This is a genomic window from Hydrogenibacillus schlegelii (genome assembly GCF_001653195.1).
In the GTDB taxonomy this organism is placed as follows: Bacteria; Bacillota; Bacilli; order Thermicanales; family DSM-22653; genus Hydrogenibacillus; species Hydrogenibacillus schlegelii.
Genome location: NZ_JXBB01000023.1, coordinates 57048 through 74311 on the forward strand (window position 1 = coordinate 57048; position 17264 = coordinate 74311).

Here is a 17264-nt window from a genome sequence, read left to right on the forward strand (position 1 = left end):
GGCCTGCAAAGCCAGTAAATACGCGGTATGTATGGCGGTCCCGAGAGGACTCGAACCTCCGACCCACAGCTTAGGAGGCTGCGGCTCTATCCACCTGAGCTACGGGACCGCGTGAACATCTCCGGCGGATCGTCGGAATCGGAGCGGCGGCCGCCGGTTTTTCCGTTGTGGAGGGCCTTTTGATTATAACACAAACCAAAGCGGCTTGCCAAAAGGAAAGCGCCGGATTGGGCGCTCTAGCGCCCGATGAAGACCCGGCCCCCCATGTACGGGCGAAGCGCCTCGGGGATGCGAATCGAGCCGTCCTCTTGCTGGTGATTTTCCACGAGGGCGATCAGAATCCGCGGCGAGGCGATCGCCGTATTGTTGAGGGTATGGCAGTACGCCAAGGATCCGTCCGCTTTGCGATACCGGAGTTTGAGACGCCGGGCCTGGAAATCGTGAAACGTCGAACAGGAGTGGGTCTCGCCATAGCCGCCTCGAGACGGCATCCACGTTTCGATGTCGTGCTTCCGCACCTGCCCCTGTCCCATCTCCCCGGTGCACACCTGCACGACGCGATACGGAAGCTCCAGGCGCTGCAAAATGAGCTCGGCGTTTTCCAGGAGTTCGTCGTGGAGGCGTCGGGACATCGCTTCGTCGTTCGGACCGATGATCACCTGCTCCACCTTGGAAAACTGGTGCACCCGGTAAAGCCCAAACGTGTCCCGTCCGGCGGATCCGACCTCCCGGCGAAAGCATTCGGACACGCCGACGTACCGCTTCGGGAGCTCCTCTTCCCGAAGGATCTCGTCGTAGTGATAGGCGGCCAGAGAGACTTCCGCCGTCCCAATGAGGTACTTGTCATCGGTTTCACAGTGGTACGCCTGTTCTTCGCCGAGGGGGAAATACCCCGTCCCTTCCAGGGCAAAGCCGTTGACGAGGACTGGCACGGCCATCGGCGTAAAGCCCCGTTCGGCCAGAAGATCGAGCGCCAGCTGCTGCACGGCCAGATGCAGGCGCAGTCCATCGCCGATCAGGTAGTACGACCGGCTGCCGGCCACCTTGACGCCCCGCTCGACGTCGACCATGCCGTGCAGCGTCATGAGCTCGATGTGGTTTTTCGGCGGAAAGGAAAAGGCAGGCGGCGTTCCGACGCGGCGGATTTCGACGTTGTCTTCCTCCGACGTCCCGATCGGCGTATCCGGCGACGGAACGTTGGGCACCCGGAGCATCAGCGCCCGCCACTCCGCCAAAACCGCATCGAGTCGGCCCTCAAGCGCTTTGATCTCTTCCCCGATCGCCCGCGTCCGTTCGATCAGCTTTGTCTTTTCTTCGCCGGCCAAGGATTTGACCCGCTTCGAATTTTCGTTGCGTTCGTGTTTCAACCGTTCGACGGCCTGGATGAGGGACCGCCGCTCGTTGTCGACGTGAATCAAGCGATCGATGTCGACGTCGATCCCTTTCATCCGCGCCGCTTCTTTGACCGCATCGACGTTTTCCCGGATGAACTGGATATCCAGCAATCGCCTTCCGCCCCTTGACCGCTATGGTCTTTCTGGCGCCCCGCCCGCCGGGACAACATCGCCCTCCGATCCGAAGACGCCGCCGCCTGGGCCCGCCGGACGGCCCACCGCTTCGGCCCGGTCCGCGTTAGCCGATCCGCGCGCCGGCCTCGAGCTCCCGCACGAAGGCCACAAACGGCGCCGGATCGTCGGCCCACTCCGGGGAAAACGCCGTCAGCCAAAAACCATCCCAGTCGAGAAAGACGATGTGCTCGCCCCACTTGCCGATGCGGCGAAGCTTTCCGGCCTCGTCGCGATAGGCCTCCGCCGGAAAGGCCGGCGCCCGCAAAAACGGCGCCAGATAGTCCTCCGCCACCCCCGGCAGGCTCAGGCGGACGAAGAAACAGACCGAGCGGTCTGCCGGCGATCGAAGCGGCTCCGGCCGGGCCACCAGGGGAAAATGGCGCCAGAGCGGCGGGACGGTCCCGCCGCCGAGCGCCCCGATCGGTGCGGGCCCGGAGGATCCGCCGGCGGCAACGCCGGTGTCGTCGCCGGAAGCCGCTTTGCCGCCGGAAACGAAAAGGAGGGTCGACGGCCCCATCGCCCAAAGCCGTCCGCCCGAAGCCCAATACCGCTCGAGCACCGCTGGCCATTCCCTTTCCATCGTGACCCGAAGCAGGTGCGGCTCGGCGCTCGGGATGACGAGAGCATCGACGTCCGAAAGCGCCTCCGGTCGGCGGATGAGCCGCACCGACGCGCCGGCGGCCAAAAGCCGCGCCGCCGCCGTTCCGAACGCGCCCGCCAGTGCCAGAACGCCGACGGCGACCATGTCGATCCCCCCAGCGTCGCCGGTCTTCCGGGCGGAAAGCCTGTCCCGTTCCCGCCAGCCTGCCGTGGGCTTCCTTCCCGGGATGCGCTTCGCGGTTATTGTAGCAGATGGGGAAGCGAGGCGGCAAGAGACGGCTCGGCGCCGGAGGCTCCCAGCCCGCCGGTGATGCGGTCAAAGAGGCGGCCGATCCAGTCGAAGATCGCCCGGAAGAAAAGCTGGAACGCGCCGGCCCGGGGCACGTCCGCTTCGGCGACGAGCGAAACGGCCGCCGCTTCGGCGTAGGCGGCGGCGAGGTACGGGAGATCCGGCTGCTCGGGGCGAACGATCCCGACCCGATCGCCGGCCTTGACCGGCGCTTCCGGCGGCGGGCCGAGCTCGGCGCTGAGCTTCGGCCCATCGCCGCCGTCGGCGACGACGTCGACGACGTCCTCGCCGAGGACGACCGGCACCGAAGAACTTTTACCTTTTTGCACTTCGATGGCCGGCGCCGCCGGAAGCCGATCGCCCTTTCGGGCCACCGTCTCGTATCGAAAATGGGAAAAGCCGTAATCGAACAGCTTCCGGGCGGCTTCAAAGCGGTCCTTTTCCGATTCGGCGCCGATGACGACGGCGACGAGGCGCATGTCTCCCCGCTTGGCCGTCGCGGTGATGGAAAATTTGGCCGCGTCGGTGTGGCCGGTCTTGAGCCCGTCGGTGCCCTCGTAAGCGTACGGGAGCCCCGGCAGCAGCCAGTTCCAGTTGATCATCTCCAGGGGATTGGCTTCCCCTGCGCGAAACGTCTTTTTCGGAATGGAGGTAAATTGAAGCACTTCCGGATGGTCCCGAAGGAGCGCCAGCCCCAGGAGGGCGGCGTCCCGCGCCGACATCGTCTGTTCGCCCGGGACGTTCGGCCGATACGGGCCGAGCTCATCTTCCGGGTACCCGGTGGCGGTGACGAAGTGGGTGTGGGTAAGGCCCAGGGCCCGCGCTTTTTCGTTCATCCGCTCGACGAACGCCGTCTCCGTTCCGGCGACCGCCTCCGCCAGGGCGACCGTCGCGTCGTTGGCCGAATAGATGGCCATCGCCTCAAACAGTTCTCGGACCGTCCGCTTCTCGCCGGCGTTCAAAAACACGCGGCTCCCGGCATGTTTTCCCAGGAAATAAACGGTGTCGCTGGCGGTGATGACGTCGTCCCAGCGGAGCTTCCCCGCCCCGATCGCCTCGAGGACGAGGTACTCGGTCATCATCTTGGTCATGCTGGCCGGCGGATAGGGCGTGTCGATGTTCGCGTCGGCGTACAGCACCCGCCCCGTCTTCGCGTCGACGAGGAGGGCCGAGCGAACGTCGAGCTTCAGGTCGTCCTGACGGGCCTGGGCGGGCACGCCCATCTGGACCCAGAGGATGAGGCCGACGAGAACGGCAAGGGCCAACCGTCGGGCCGTGCGCACTGCTCTCCCTCGCTTTCCCAGTCGATCGCTTCGATGCATCCCCGGCGGCTTCGAGACCGACAAAACCGCCGCGGCACCAGCCGCGGCGGTCCGTCGCCGCCGTTAGCGCAGACTGTAGTTCGGCGCTTCTTTCGTGATGACGATGTCGTGGGGATGGCTTTCGATCAGGCCGGCGTGCGTGATCTGGACGAATTGGGTCTCTTCTTTGAGCGTCCGGAGATCCGGCGCGCCGGCATAGCCCATGCCGGACCTAAGCCCGCCGACGAGCTGGTAGAGGATGTCCGCCACCGGCCCTTTGTACGGCACCCGTCCTTCGACGCCTTCCGGGACGTACTTCGACATGCCGCCTTGGAAATACCGCTCCGCGCCGCCGGCCTTCATCGCGCCGAGCGACCCCATGCCCCGGTACGTCTTAAAGCGCCGGCCCTGGTAGATCTCTTCCTCGCCGGGGCTTTCGGCGGCTCCGGCGAGAAGCGAACCGAGCATGACGGCGTCGGCGCCGGCGGCGATGGCTTTGACGATGTCGCCGGAATATTTGATGCCGCCGTCGGCGATGATCTGCTTGCCGAGACGCCGGGCAACGGTCGCCGCCTGGTAGACGGCGGTGATCTGCGGCACGCCGACGCCGGCAACGACCCGGGTCGTGCAGATGGAGCCCGGGCCGACGCCGACCTTGACGACGTCGGCGCCGGCCCGAAAGAGCGCTTCGGCGCCCTCGGCGGTGGCGATGTTGCCGGCGATGAGCGTCACCTCCGGAAAGGCCTCCTTGAGCATCCGGACCGTCTCCAGCACCGCCTGGGCGTGGCCGTGCGCCGTGTCGACGACGAGGGCATCGGCGCCGCTTGCGACCAGGGCTTCCGCCCGTTCGAAGGCGGATTTCCCGACGCCGACGGCGGCGGCGACGAGGAGCCGACCGGCGGCGTCTTTAGCGGCGTTCGGATACTGGATCGCTTTTTCGATGTCTTTGATCGTGATGAGCCCCTTGAGCCGCCCTTCGGCGTCCACGAGGGGCAGTTTTTCGATCTTATGCCGTCGGAGGATCCCCTCCGCCTCGGCGAGGGTCGTTCCGACCGGAGCGGTGATGAGGGGCTCCTTCGTCATCACTTCGGCGACGGGACGATCCATGTTCCGCTCGAAGCGGAGGTCCCGGTTGGTGATGATGCCGACGAGCTTCCCCGACCGCTCGACGATCGGCACGCCGGAGATGCGATATTTGCTCATAATCGCTTCGGCGTCGGCGAGCGTCGCGTCCGGGTAGAGGTAAAACGGGTCCGTGATGACGCCGGCTTCCGAGCGCTTGACCCGATCGACTTCTTCCGCCTGCCGCTCGATCGACATGTTTTTGTGGATGACGCCAAGGCCCCCCTCCCGGGCCATGGCGATGGCCATCGCCGACTCCGTCACCGTGTCCATCGCCGCGCTCAGGATCGGGATCGAAAGCTTGAGCTTCCCGAGCTCGGTCGACGTGTCGACCTCGGACGGGAGGACGCTCGAGGCGCGGGGGACGACGAGGACGTCATCGAACGTGAGGGCGACGGAACCGAATTTGGCTTCCCACACGGAGTCGTCCTCCTTTTGGTTCGGGGCCTCGCTTTCGGGCGAACGGCGTTCGTTCGCCCTTCTTCCGTTGCCCTTTTCGCCCTTTCCCCTCCGCCGGAGACGCTCAGATACCCGTTCGCACGGAGGATCCTCCGGACGGACCTTCGGATTTGGCGCCAGTGTATCACCGGCCCGTCCGAGCGTCAAGCCGAAGAAAAGCGAAAAAAGGCGAAAAAGCTGATGTCCCTGCGGTTCAGCGGAACCGCGGGGGCAAGGCACCGCGACCTTAGCGGAAATACGCCGCCTCGTAGCGGTTGGCCGGGTCCCAGAGGAGGTACGAACGGATGCCGGCCGCCTCGCCGGCGGTGATCTGGGACTTGACCTCGGCGGGACCGTACGGCATCCAGTTCCCTGTTCCGAGCCATGGCGCGGAAAACGCCTGGTACCACGGCCGGATGGCGGCGGGACGGTAACCCGCGGCGCGCACGGCGGCATCTTTTCGGGCGGCATCTTGGAGTCCGGCGGCGATGATCGCCGCCGGGGCGAGATCCGGCTTCGGCACGCCGTACGACCCCGGCGCATAATGCGACGGGTACATCATCGGCGAGATGACGTCGACCCGCGGCGAGATGAGCTCCCATTTTTGCCCGATGTTCATGTCGTCGGCGACCGTCGTCACGAGGCCGAAAACGTCGGCGGAAAGAAACACGGGGTACGGTCGGAGCCGCTCCCGGACGGTGGCGATGTAGTCGGCGATCCCCTCCGCCTTCGACCGGCCATCCGGGTTGGCGTAGCGGACGAGCCGGTCGACGACGGATCCGTTTTCCGTCGACGACGGATCCGTTTTCCGGAAAACGGACGTAGTCGAGCTGGATTTCCTGAACGCCTTTTTCGGCGAGTTCGACGGCGATGTCGGCATTGTACGCCCAGACCGGCTGCTGGTAGGCGTCGATCCAGGCGACGCCTTTGGCATCGCGATAGAGGCCCCCGTCTTTCAGCCGAAGCGCCCACTCGGGCCGCGCCGTCGCCAGAAGCGGGTCCTTAAACGAGACGAGCCGGGCGATGACGTAGACGTTCCGCTCGTGGAGGGCGTCCAAAAGGCCGTCGAGGTCGGGAATCATCCGCTCTCGGTCGGCGCCGACCGTCCGGGCCAGGGGGACGTCGGTCCGGTACGTGATCCGGCCGCGATCTTCCTTGACGTCGATGACGACGGCATTCACGAGCCCCTGGTCGATCAGGGCGAGGATGTCGGCCATCTTCGGGCCGCCGGCGGTCCAGCCGGTGACGTAGACCCCCCGGACGGCGTACGGGATGCGAAGACGCCGGATCGTCTCGAAATTTTCGCCGTTCCAGGCGCTGGCCGTAACCGGCGCCGGCGACGGGCCGGCGGTCGGCGGCCGATCGGGCGCAAGCGCCGGCAAACTCGGCGCCTCATGGGCCGATTTCGAATCGATTTCGGCCGCCGCCCGCCCGCCCGAAACATTAAGGGCCGTCAGGGCGGCCGGGATGCCCGCGGCGGCGAAAACGAGGACGATGAGCCGGATGCGCCGGATGGCGCGACCAATCGAACCGCCTTCCATCGGAGCCCCTCCTCGTTTGACCTTCCCCATGCCGACGCGAAGGGGATGGATCTTTCGCCGGCGAAACGCCCGACGCTCCGCCGTTCGCGGGGCCCGTTTCGGCCGGCGCCCTCGCCTCAACCGCCCGCCTCGTCCGGCGGATCGACCGCGACGACGTCCGGGAGCGCCGACAGGGGGAGGAGGGCTCCGTCCGCCTCCAGCTCCCAAAGGAGCGGACGAGCGGCGTCGACGCGCAAAAGCCGGGCCGACCGCCCGTCGGCGAACCGCACCGTGGTGCCGGCCGGAAGCCGGCGGATCGACTCGAGCATCGCCTGCCGGAGGGCGAGGTCGTAGGCGGCGCTGGCGGCGATCTCCGACACGATCGTCCACCACGATTTGGCCGGCCGGTACGGCCGGGCGCTCGCCCCGGCGGCGAGGCTGTCGGCGGCGGCGACGATCCGGACGAGGAGCGGAATGCGCTCGCCGGGCAGGCCGGACGGATAGCCGGAGCCGTTCATCCGCTCGTGATGGAGAAGCGCCGCAAGGGCCGCTTCCGGAGACAGGCCGAGGCGGCCCTTCAGCCGCTCGTAGCCGAGGGCGGTGTGCCGCTCCATGTCTCGGCGCTCCTCCGGCGCATAGACGCCCGGATGCCGGAGAAGGCGCGGCGGGAGGCGCCACATGCCGACATCGGCCAATAGCCCGGCGAGCGCCACCTGCATCACCTCGCCGTCGGCCAGGCCGAGGAGCCGGGCGAGCGCGGCGGCCAGCCGGCCGACCGAAAGGGCGTGGACGGCAAGCCGCTCCGCCGGGTCTTCCGCCGCTTCCGGGCGAACCCGAACGAGGCGAACCCAGGCCGTTGGCCGGGCGTCTTCCGCGAACCACGACCGGACGATCGCCCGGAGGTCGGCGATCGGCGGCGGCGCCCCGAGGGCCGTCCGCCGGAGGGCGCCTTCGACCGCCGCCCGCCACGCGCCTTCGTGCGCCGGCGCCGGGGGCCGCGGCGTCTCCGGCGGCCGGTCCGCCGGGGGACGGACGCCCTCCGCCGTTCGGACCGAGGCCGACGCCGGCCGGCCGGCGGCAGCCCGATCTGGCGCCGCCCCGGGCTCTTCATCGACCTCGACGGCGGTGACGCCGAAAGCGCGGAGATAAGCAACGTCGCTTTCTTCAAGGCGTCGGCCGGCGGAAAGGAGCCGGCCGCCGTCCGGGAGCTCCACCGGCCGGGCGAGCACCCGGCCGACGATCTCCGGCCCGACGACAAGGCGCATCGTCTCCCCTCCCGTCTCCGATCACGTCTCGTCGGCGGCGTCGTCCGCGACCCGGGCAAACGCCGCCACCTTCCCGCCGCCGTCCAGGCGCATGAGGCGGACGCCTTGGGCGTCCCGGCCCATGACGGGGATCTCCGCCGCCGGCACCCGGATGACGACGCCTCCTTCATCGACGATGAGGAGGTCGTCGTCGTCCCGGACGACGGCGACGCCGACGACCCGGCCCGTCTTCGGGCCCCGGCGGATCGTCCGCACGCCGCGGCCCCCCCGGGCCTGCAGGCGAAACTCCGAAAGCGGCGTCCGCTTGCCGTAGCCGTGCTCCGTGACGACGAGGAGCGTCCCTTCCTCCGCGCCGGCGGGGAGGACGGCGGCGCCGACGACGGCGTCGCCGTCCACCAGGTCGATCCCCTTGACGCCGGCGGCGGTTCGCCCCATCGGCCGGACGTCGGCGACGGAAAAGCGGATGCCGAGGCCGTTTTGCGTGCCGAGGATCACCTCGTCCCGGTCGTCGGCCGGCCGGACGGCGACGAGGGCGTCGTCCTCCCGGAGGGTGAGGGCGATGAGGCCGCCGCGGCGAATGGTCTGAAATTCCCGAAGCGGCGTCCGTTTGACGAGGCCGTCCCGGGTGACGAACAAAAGCGCCCGCTCTTCTTCCGCGTCGGTCCGAAGGCCGACGACGGCGGCGACTTTCTCCTCAGGGAGGAGCGGGAGCAGATTCACGAGGGCGGTCCCGCGGGCCGTCCGGCCGGCTTCGGGGACGTCGTACGCCCGCAGGCGGTAGACCCGGCCGCGGTCGGTGAAAAAGAGCACCGTGTCGTGCGCCCGGACGGTGACGACGTGTCGGACGACGTCGTCGGCCTTCATGCCCATGCCGATGACGCCCCGGCCGCCCCGGCGCTGGCTCCGGTACGTCGCCGCCGGCACCCGCTTGATGTAGCCGCCGTCGGTGAGGCTGATGACGACCGGCGCGTCGTCGACGAGATCTTCGTCGGAGATCCCGCCGTCTTCGTCGACGATCTTCGTCCGGCGCTCGTCGCCGTAGCGGGCTTTGATCTCAAGGAGTTCCTCCCGGATGACGCCGTCTAGGGCCTTCGGATCGGCGAGGATGTGCCGGTGGCGGGCGACGTCCGCTTCGAGCCTCTCCCGCTCCTCGGCGAGCCGCTCGATCGAAAGACCCGTGAGCTGCTCGAGGCGCATGTCGAGGATCGCCTTGGCCTGGGCTTCGGTAAAGCCCATCGGCACGTCCCGGTCGCCCAGCCGATAGGTCGGCGCCATGAGATTCCGAAGCGCCTCCTCCCGGGTCCGGGCGGCGCGAATCGGGCCGCGGCGGTCGACGAGATCGTCGACGATGTCGATCGCCTTCATCAGGCCGTGGACGACCTCCAGCCGGGCTTCGGCCTTGGCGAGGTCATGGGCCGTCCGGCGCCGGACGACGTCCCGCTGGTGAGCGAGGTAGGAGAGAAGCGCCTCCTTGAGCGTGAGCACCTCCGGCCGGCCATCGACGAGGGCAAGCATGAGGACGCCGAACGACGTCTGAAGGGCGGTGTGCTTAAAGAGGTGGTTCAGGACGACGTGGGGGTTTGCGTCCCGCCGAAGCTCGATGACGATCCGGACGCCTTCCCGGTCCGACTCGTCCCGGAGGTCGCTGATGCCCTCGAGCCGCTTGTCCCGGACGAGCTCGGCGATCCGCTCGATGAGGCGCGCCTTGTTGACGAGGTACGGGATCTCCTGGACGATGAGCCGCGTCCGGCCTCCCTCGACATCGATGGCGACCTTCGCCCGGACGACGATCGAGCCTTTGCCGGTGAGGTAAGCTTCTTCGATGCCCTTTCGGCCGAGGATGAGGCCGCCGGTCGGAAAGTCCGGCCCCTTCACGAAGCGAAGGAGCGCCCGGCCGTCGGCCTCCGGATGATCGAGGAGAAAGACGGCGGCGTCGATGAGCTCTCCCAGGTTGTGCGGCGGAATGTTCGTCGCCATGCCGACGGCGATGCCGCTCGCGCCGTTGGCGAGGAGATGCGGAAAGCGGGCCGGGAGGACGACCGGCTCCCTGTGGCGGCCGTCGTAGTTGTCCTGAAAGTCGACGGTGTCCTTTTGAATGTCCCGAAGGAGCTCCATCGCCAGCGGCGAGAGGCGCGCCTCGGTGTAGCGCATCGCCGCGGCGCCGTCGCCGTCGATCGAGCCGAAGTTCCCCTGGCCGTCGACGAGGGGGTAACGGTAGGAAAAATCTTGCGCCATCCGCACCATCGCCTCGTAGACGGCGGCGTCGCCGTGGGGGTGATATTTTCCGAGGACGTCGCCGACGATGGCGGCGGACTTCCGGTACGGATGGTCCGGCGTCATGCCGGCTTCAAGCATCGCGTAGAGGATCCGCCGGTGGACGGGCTTGAGCCCGTCCCGGACGTCGGGGAGCGCCCGGCTGACGATGACGCTCATCGCGTAATCGATGAAGGCGCTCTTCATCTCTTCGGTGATGTTCACTTCGCGGATGCGCTCCGGCAGCATCGGTGGCCTCCTCGGTGCCGTTTACACGTCCAGGTTCCGGACGAAGGCGGCGTGTTCCTGGATGAACTGTCTCCGGGGTTCGACCCGCTCGCCCATGAGAAGCTCAAACACCCGCTCCGCTTCCCGGGCGTCGGTGAGCTCGACCTTGAGGAGAATCCGCGCCTTGGGGTCCATCGTCGTCTCCCAGAGCTGTTCGGCGTTCATCTCGCCCAACCCTTTATAGCGCTGAATCGTGATCTCGCCCCGGCCTCCGAGCTCCCGCTTGATCCGCTCCATTTCGGCGTCGTCGTAGGCGTAGCGGACCGTCTTTCCCCGCTGCAGCCGGTAGAGGGGGGGCTGGGCGATGAAGATGTGCCCCCGCTCGATGAGGGGCCGCATGTGCCGGTAGAAAAACGTCAGGAGAAGCGTCCGGATGTGGCTTCCGTCGACGTCGGCGTCGGTCATGATGATGATCTTGTGGTAGCGAAGCTTGCCGAGGTCGAGGTGCTCGCCGATGCCGGTGCCGATCGCCGTGACGAGGGCGCGGATCTCTTCGTTGGCGAACACCTTCTCGTCCCGGGCTTTCTCGACGTTGATGATCTTTCCCCGGATGGGAAGGATCGCCTGGATCCGGCGGTCCCGGCCGAGCTTCGCGGAGCCGCCGGCGGAGTCGCCCTCGACGATAAACAGTTCGCTTTCCTCCGGGTCGCGGCTCGCGCAGTCGGCGAGCTTTCCGGGGAGGCTCGTGATCTCGAGGGCGCCTTTCCGCCGGGTGAGCTCCCGGGCCCGGCGGGCCGCCTCCCGGGCCCGGGCGGCGAGGAGGGCTTTTTCCACGATCCGGCGGGCGACGGCCGGGTGTTCTTCCAGGTACGTGGCGAGCTTTTCGTAGATGAAGGCCTCGACCTGGGTCCGGGCCTCGCTGTTCCCGAGGCGGGTCTTCGTCTGGCCTTCGAACTGCGGCTCGATGAGGCGCAGGCTCAAGACCGCCACCAGCCCTTCCCGGACGTCTTCGCCGATGAAGTTCGCCTCGTTGTCCTTAAGAAACCCCCCGCGGCGGGCGTAATCGTTGATCGCCCGGGTGAGGGCGGCCTTGAGGCCGCTTTCGTGGGTACCCCCTTCGGTCGTCGGGATGTTGTTCACGTACGATCGGAGGATCGTCTGGTCGCCCTCGACGTACAGGAGGGCGGCTTCAATTTCCATTTTCTCCCTGGCGCCTGCGAAGTGGAGCGGCGGCGTAAGCGCCGTCTGGCCTTCCGCAAGGCGCTCGACGAAGGCCGCCAGGCCGCCGGCGTAGACGAACGTCTCGTCCCGGCCGGTCCGCTCGTCGACGAGGCGGAACGTGACGCCGCGGTTCAAAAAGGCGAGTTCCTCGAGCCGTTCGGCAAGGACGTCGGCGTCGAAGGCGACCGTCTCTTTGAAAATCTCCGGGTCCGGAAGGATCGTCACCCGGGTCCCGGTCTCCCCCGGCGGGACGTCGCCGATCCGCTCGAGGGGCCCTTGAGGGACGCCGCGGCGGTAGCGCTGGCGGTAGCGGCCGCCGTCTTTTTTCACTTCGACCTCGAGCTCGAGCGAAAGCGCATTGACGACGGAGATACCGACGCCGTGGAGGCCGCCGGACACCTTGTAACCGCCGCTTCCGAATTTGCCGCCGGCGTGCAGGACGGTGAGCACCGTCTCGACGGTGGACTTTCCCGTCTGGGGATGGATGCCGACCGGGATGCCGCGGCCGTTGTCGACGACGGTGAGACGGCCGTCCCGGTGGACGGTCACCTCGATCCGGTCGGCGTGGCCGTTCATCGCCTCGTCGACGGAGTTGTCGACGATCTCCCAGACGAGGTGGTGGAGTCCCCGGGCGTTCGTCGAACCGATGTACATCCCGGGGCGCCGCCGGACGGCGTCCAGGCCTTCCAGCACTTGAATGTCCGCTTCGGTGTAACGAAGGCCGGCATCGTGGCTCGTCATCCGCGTTCCTCCTGCCCGTTTCCATCGGCCGCGCCGCCCGGCGGTGCCGGCCGGACGGCGCCGGCGGTGACGGAAAAAAGTTGCGCCCCCGGCCGGAGGGCTTCAAGCCCCCGGCGATCGGCGACGGTGAGAAACGCCTGGCCCTGTTCACCGAGGAGGGTGAGAAACGCCCGCTGCCGCCGCTCGTCTAGTTCCGAAAGGACGTCGTCCAAGAGGACGACCGGGGCCTCGCCGGTCCACGCCTCGGCGACCCGGGCGGCGGCGAGCTTGAGGGCCAGGGCGATGCTCCGGCGCTGCCCCTGGGAGGCGTGACCTTCCGCCGGGTGGCCGTCCAAGGCGATGGTGAGGTCGTCCCGGTGAGGGCCGGTGAGCGTCTGCCGGCGGCGGACGTCCGTCGCCCGCCCCGCCTCGAAGCGCTTGAGGAGGGCTGCCCGAAGGGCCGCCTCTTCGCCGGCGAGCGAGGCGCCGGCGAGGCCGCTTCCGCTGACGTATTCCAGGCGAAGCGCTTCCCGGCCTCCGGCGAGGGCCCGATAGGCCGCCTCGGCGTAGGGCCGGAGGTGGTCGACGAAGCGGGCCCGCGCCCGGACGATCGGGGCGGCGCTTTCGGCGAGGAGCGGGTCATACGCCTCGAGGAGGCGCCCAAGGGTCGCCGGATCGCCGTCGCTTTTCAGCAGCCGATTGCGCTGCAGCAATATTTTATGATAACGCGATAAATGATACAAATAACGCGGCCACCGTTGGCTGAGCTCGAGATCAAAAAACCGCCGGCGGACGGCCGGCGGGCCGCCGACGAGCTCGACGTCGTCGGGGACGAAGAGGACGATCCCCAGCCGGCCGACGAAGTCCGCGAGGCGCGGAACGGGCAGGCCGCCGGCCCGGGCGGTCTTTTCCTCGCCGACGAGGCGGAGCTCCAGCGTCTCCCGGCCCCGGGCCGTCTCTACCTCCGCCCGGAGCAAGGTTTCCTCGGTGCCCCACATCCGCCACGCGGCGTCCCGGGCGGCGCGGAACGACTTGCCGAGGGCGAGGAGGGCGATCGCTTCGATGAGGTTCGTCTTGCCGGCGCCGTTTTCGCCGTAGAAGATGACCGTCCCCGGCCCGAAGGCGAGGTCGGCGCTTCGGATGTTGCGAAACTGTCGGAGGATGAGCCGCCGGACGAGCACGCCGAATCCCCGCTCAGCCGGTTTTGACCGGCACGATGAGATTCAAGGGATGCGAGGCGCCGGCCGCCCGGACGACGAACGGCGACAGCGCGCCGTTGGCGCCGAATTCGACGGCATCGGCCGGGAGGTGTTTGAGGGCGTCCAGGAGGAAGCGGGCGTTGAACCAGAGGGTGATCGGCTCGCCGCTTCGCTCGCGCACGGCGAGCCGTTCGCTGAAGCGGCCGAGCTCCGGGTGGACGGTAAACAGTTCCGCCTCCGGCCCGTCGCCCAGGGTCAGGCGGACCGTCTGGTTGCGGTTGTACTGGGCGATGACGTACGCCCGGTCGAGGGCTTCCACGAGCGCCGCCCGGTCGAAGACGGCCCGCGTTTTCGTCGCGTCCGGGATGAGCATCCGCGTATCCGGGTAGGCGCCGGCCAGGAGCCGAAAGTAGACGGTGTAGCGGGAAGCTTCGACGATGAGGGTCCGCTCGCCGAGGGCGAGGCGGAGGGGGGCGTCTTCGTCTTCGTCTTCGAAAAGGCCGAGGACGTCCTGCACGCTTTTCCCCGGGACGACGAGGCGGCCTTCGGCGCCGGCCTCGGCGAGGACCAGGCGGCTTTGGGCCAGCCGGTGGCTGTCGGTGGCGGTGGCGGTGATCACGCCGCCTTCGGCGACGAGCTCGACGCCCTTTAGGATCGGACGCGTCTGGTCGGTGGCGACGGCGAAGAGGACCTGGCGGAAGAGGGCCGCCAGCCGCTCGCCGGTGAGGTGCCACTTCGTTTCCGCCGGCTCATCGGGAAGCCGGGGGAATTCTTCGTGCGGAAAGCCGTGGACGGTGACTTCCAGGGCGCCGGCGCGAAAGACGGCGCTCGCGCCCTCCGCCTCGACGTCGATCGGCCCCGACGGAAGCTTCCGGATGAGCTCGTGGGCGAGCTTCGCCGGGAGGACGACGGCGCCGGGAGCGTAGACGGCGTTTTTTTCCGCCTCGAGGGGAAGGCGCTGGACGAGGGTGTAGTCGTCGTTCGTCGTGATGAGTTCCAGCGTTTCGCCGAGGCGGATGAGGACGCCGGAGAGGATCGGCATCGTCGTCCGCGTCTCGATGCTCCGGGCGGCCGTCTGCAGCCCGTCGAGGAGGGTGCGGTGGTCGATCGTGGCGCGCATCGCGATCCTCGCTTTCTCTTTCTTTGGGGTACCGGTGTCGTCGCCGTCGTCTTCATCAGGACTGTGGATATGTGGAAAAGGGCCGTGGATAACCGATTCGCCCGGCGACGGGCTGTGGATTCAGCCGTCGACCGGCTTGGGGCGGGCTGTGAATACGCTCAGGCGCTCGTGGATTTCCCGGAGCGCCCGGGCCAGTTCGACGTCCGTTTCTTTTTGGGCGGCGATCTTTTCGCACGCATGGAGCACCGTCGTGTGGTCGCGGCCGCCGAATTCCTGGCCGATCTTCGGCAGCGACAGGGCGGTGAGCTCCCGGGTGAGGTACATCGCCACCTGTCGGGGCAGGACGACATCCTTGCTGCGCTTTTTGCTTTTCAGCGCCTCCGGCGGGACGCCGTAATAGTCGGCGACGACCTTTTGGATGTCGAAGACGGTGAGCGGTTTGGTATTTTTTTGCGCGATCAGGTCTTTGAGCGCCTCTTCCGCCAGCGGCACGTCGATGTCCCGGCGGACGAGGGAGGCGTAGGCGATGACGCGGATGAGGGCGCCCTCAAGCTCCCGAATGTTGGTGCTTACCTGGGCGGCGATGTACGTGAGCACGTCGGGGTCAAGGGAAAGCCCTTCGGCCCGGGCCTTCCGGTGAAGAATGGCGATGCGGGTCTCGAGGTCCGGCGGCTGGATGTCGGTGATGAGCCCCCACTCGAAGCGGGAGCGGAGGCGGTCTTCGAGCGTCGGGATGCTTTTCGGCGGCCGGTCGCTCGTGATGACGATCTGCTTGTTCGCTTCGTGGAGCGTATTGAAGGTGTGAAAGAATTCTTCCTGCGTCTGTTCTTTGTTGGCGAGAAACTGAATGTCGTCGATGAGGAGGAGGTCGACGCTCCGGTATTTCTGGCGAAACGCTTCCGGGGAGTTGTCCCGGATGGCGTAGATGAACTCGTTGGTGAATTTTTCCGCCGAGAGGTAGACGACCTTGAGGTGGGGGTGGTGGCGCCGGACGTAGTGGCCGATGGCGTGCATGAGGTGGGTTTTGCCGAGGCCGACGCCGCCGTAGATGAAGAGCGGGTTGTAGGATCGGGCCGGCCGCTCGGCGACGGCGAGGGCGGCGGCGTGGGCGAAGCGGTTGCCGTTGCCGACGACGAACGTCTCGAAGACGTACTTCGGATTGAGGGGATCGGAGGCGCCGGCGGAAGGGGCCGGCGGGGCGGCCGGCGGGGCGGTCCACTCGTCTTCGGTGACGATGGTGAGGCGGTACGGCCGGCCGGCGACGTCCGCGAGGAGGTCGGCGAGGTAGCCGGTGTAGTGATCCTGGAGCCAGCCTTTGATGAACGCATTTGGCGTGATGATTATGAAATGATCGTCATCTTTGGCCGCGGCACGCGTCTCGCCGAACCACGTGTCGAAACTCGGTTTGCTGATTCGGGCCTTCAGGCGCTCGAGGACGCGATTCCACAGTTCTTGCGCCCGGACCGACGTCTCTGGCGGCATGGCGGTCACCTCGCGGGACAAAAAAAAATCCACAACATCGGTTCTCCACAGCTGTGGACGGAGCTGTGGATAACGAGGCGCCATCCACAACCCGAGGCATCGATTATCTTAGCAAAAATCGACGCCGACCGCAATGATCCGCCGGCCCGTCGACGGTTTTCCACCGTTTCCCTGTGGATGGCGATCGGGCGCCTGTGCGCTGTGGATCGGATGGGGGAGACCGGTGGACAGGCCGTGGAAAACACCGTTCGTGGCCGGGGAAAAACCGCCGCCGGCCGGGCGGTTTGACAGCGGCGGCGCGGGTTTTTATAATGCAGAAAAGATCGGGTGGGGAAGGAGGAAGACGATGGCGCAGCCGACGTATCATCCGAACAAGCGGTATCGAAAAAAGGTCCACGGCTTTCGCAAGCGGATGAAAACGAAAAGCGGCCGGAAAATCATCAAGGCCCGGCGGAAAAAGGGCCGGAAGCGCCTCACGGCTTGACGACCACCGCGGGTGGTCTTTTTTTTCGCGGAGGAGGGGGTGGGGTGGCGGTCGAGCGGCTCAGAAAAAGCGACGACTTTGCCCGGGTGATCGAAAACGGCCGCTCGGTTGCGGACGGGCGGCTCGTTCTTTATTATTTAAGGCGAGATGACGGCGGCCCGGTGCGGATCGGCTTTTCCGTCGGCAAAAAGGTCGGCAAGGCGGTCGTCCGCAACTATTACAAACGGGTCCTCCGGGAGATCGCGCGGAAGATCGCCGACCGCTTTCCGCCGGGGGTCGACGTCGTCGTCATCGCCCGCCCGTCGATCCGGGGGAGCGATTTTTGGGCGGTGGACGCCTCCTTTCGCCGTCTCGCCGTACGGGCGCGGCTCGCGGAGGCGGCGGCGCTTTTTCCTCCCCCGGGTGGCCCGGACGGCTGAGCGGGTTCCGGCGTTGAGGCGGGAAAGTCAAAGGA

Annotated in this window: 13 protein-coding genes, 1 tRNA gene and 1 pseudogene; 2 read left to right on the forward strand and 13 right to left on the reverse strand. The window is 67.4% G+C overall.

The window, feature by feature from the left end; all coding sequences use genetic code 11:
- Nucleotides 1–32: 32 nt before the first annotated feature.
- From SA87_RS07205 to dnaA, 13 genes and pseudogenes are all read right to left on the reverse strand, one after another.
- A tRNA-Arg gene (locus SA87_RS07205) sits at nucleotides 33–109 on the reverse strand.
- 127 nt (nucleotides 110–236) lie between these two features.
- Nucleotides 237–1505, reverse strand: coding sequence for a serine--tRNA ligase (gene serS / locus SA87_RS07210; protein WP_066201336.1), 1269 nt, complete (start codon nucleotides 1503–1505; stop codon nucleotides 237–239).
- Nucleotides 1506–1632: 127 nt separating this feature from the next.
- Nucleotides 1633–2313, reverse strand: coding sequence for a type 1 glutamine amidotransferase family protein (locus SA87_RS07215; RefSeq protein WP_066201343.1), 681 nt, complete (start codon nucleotides 2311–2313; stop codon nucleotides 1633–1635).
- 95 nt (nucleotides 2314–2408) lie between these two features.
- Complete coding sequence (locus SA87_RS07220) at nucleotides 2409–3740, reverse strand: D-alanyl-D-alanine carboxypeptidase family protein (protein WP_066201345.1); 1332 nt, start codon at nucleotides 3738–3740, stop codon at nucleotides 2409–2411.
- Nucleotides 3741–3842: 102 nt separating this feature from the next.
- Nucleotides 3843–5300 carry an IMP dehydrogenase gene (gene guaB, locus SA87_RS07225; protein ID WP_066201347.1) on the reverse strand — a complete coding sequence of 486 codons (1458 nt, stop codon included), beginning with the start codon at nucleotides 5298–5300 and terminating at the stop codon, nucleotides 3843–3845.
- 265 nt (nucleotides 5301–5565) lie between these two features.
- A complete protein-coding gene (locus tag SA87_RS13175) occupies nucleotides 5566–6252 on the reverse strand; it encodes a putative glycoside hydrolase (protein ID WP_156423524.1) in 687 nt (228 codons plus the stop codon).
- A pseudogene (locus tag SA87_RS14395) lies at nucleotides 6179–6889 on the reverse strand (putative glycoside hydrolase); the annotation flags it as partial. The pseudogene SA87_RS14395 and the gene SA87_RS13175, both read right to left, overlap by 74 nt.
- A gap of 86 nt (nucleotides 6890–6975) precedes the next feature.
- Complete coding sequence (locus tag SA87_RS07235) at nucleotides 6976–8103, reverse strand: HD-GYP domain-containing protein (RefSeq protein WP_066201354.1); 1128 nt, start codon at nucleotides 8101–8103, stop codon at nucleotides 6976–6978.
- 21 nt (nucleotides 8104–8124) lie between these two features.
- Nucleotides 8125–10605 carry a DNA gyrase subunit A gene (gyrA, locus tag SA87_RS07240; protein ID WP_066201356.1) on the reverse strand — a complete coding sequence of 827 codons (2481 nt, stop codon included), beginning with the start codon at nucleotides 10603–10605 and terminating at the stop codon, nucleotides 8125–8127.
- A 21-nt stretch (nucleotides 10606–10626) separates the two neighbouring features.
- Complete coding sequence (gyrB, locus tag SA87_RS07245; protein ID WP_066201358.1) at nucleotides 10627–12546, reverse strand: DNA topoisomerase (ATP-hydrolyzing) subunit B; 1920 nt, start codon at nucleotides 12544–12546, stop codon at nucleotides 10627–10629.
- Complete coding sequence (gene recF / locus SA87_RS07250; RefSeq protein ID WP_066201360.1) at nucleotides 12543–13706, reverse strand: DNA replication/repair protein RecF; 1164 nt, start codon at nucleotides 13704–13706, stop codon at nucleotides 12543–12545. The genes gyrB and recF overlap by 4 nt, the downstream gene beginning before the upstream one ends.
- Nucleotides 13707–13719: 13 nt before the next feature.
- A complete protein-coding gene (dnaN, locus tag SA87_RS07255) occupies nucleotides 13720–14844 on the reverse strand; it encodes a DNA polymerase III subunit beta (protein ID WP_066201362.1) in 1125 nt (374 codons plus the stop codon).
- A 120-nt stretch (nucleotides 14845–14964) separates the two neighbouring features.
- The gene (gene dnaA / locus SA87_RS07260; RefSeq protein ID WP_066201671.1) at nucleotides 14965–16326 is read right to left on the reverse strand and encodes a chromosomal replication initiator protein DnaA; all 1362 of its coding nucleotides are present in this window, start codon (nucleotides 16324–16326) and stop codon (nucleotides 14965–14967) included.
- Between the two features lie 346 nt (nucleotides 16327–16672).
- Here dnaA and rpmH point away from each other — a divergent pair, with 346 nt between their 5' ends.
- Both rpmH and rnpA read left to right on the forward strand, forming a co-directional pair.
- Nucleotides 16673–16810: a 50S ribosomal protein L34 gene (gene rpmH, locus SA87_RS07265; protein ID WP_066201673.1), complete on the forward strand. Its 138-nt coding sequence runs from the start codon at nucleotides 16673–16675 to the stop codon at nucleotides 16808–16810.
- A gap of 44 nt (nucleotides 16811–16854) precedes the next feature.
- Nucleotides 16855–17229, forward strand: coding sequence for a ribonuclease P protein component (gene rnpA, locus SA87_RS07270; RefSeq protein ID WP_066201367.1), 375 nt, complete (start codon nucleotides 16855–16857; stop codon nucleotides 17227–17229).
- Nucleotides 17230–17264: the final 35 nt, after the last annotated feature.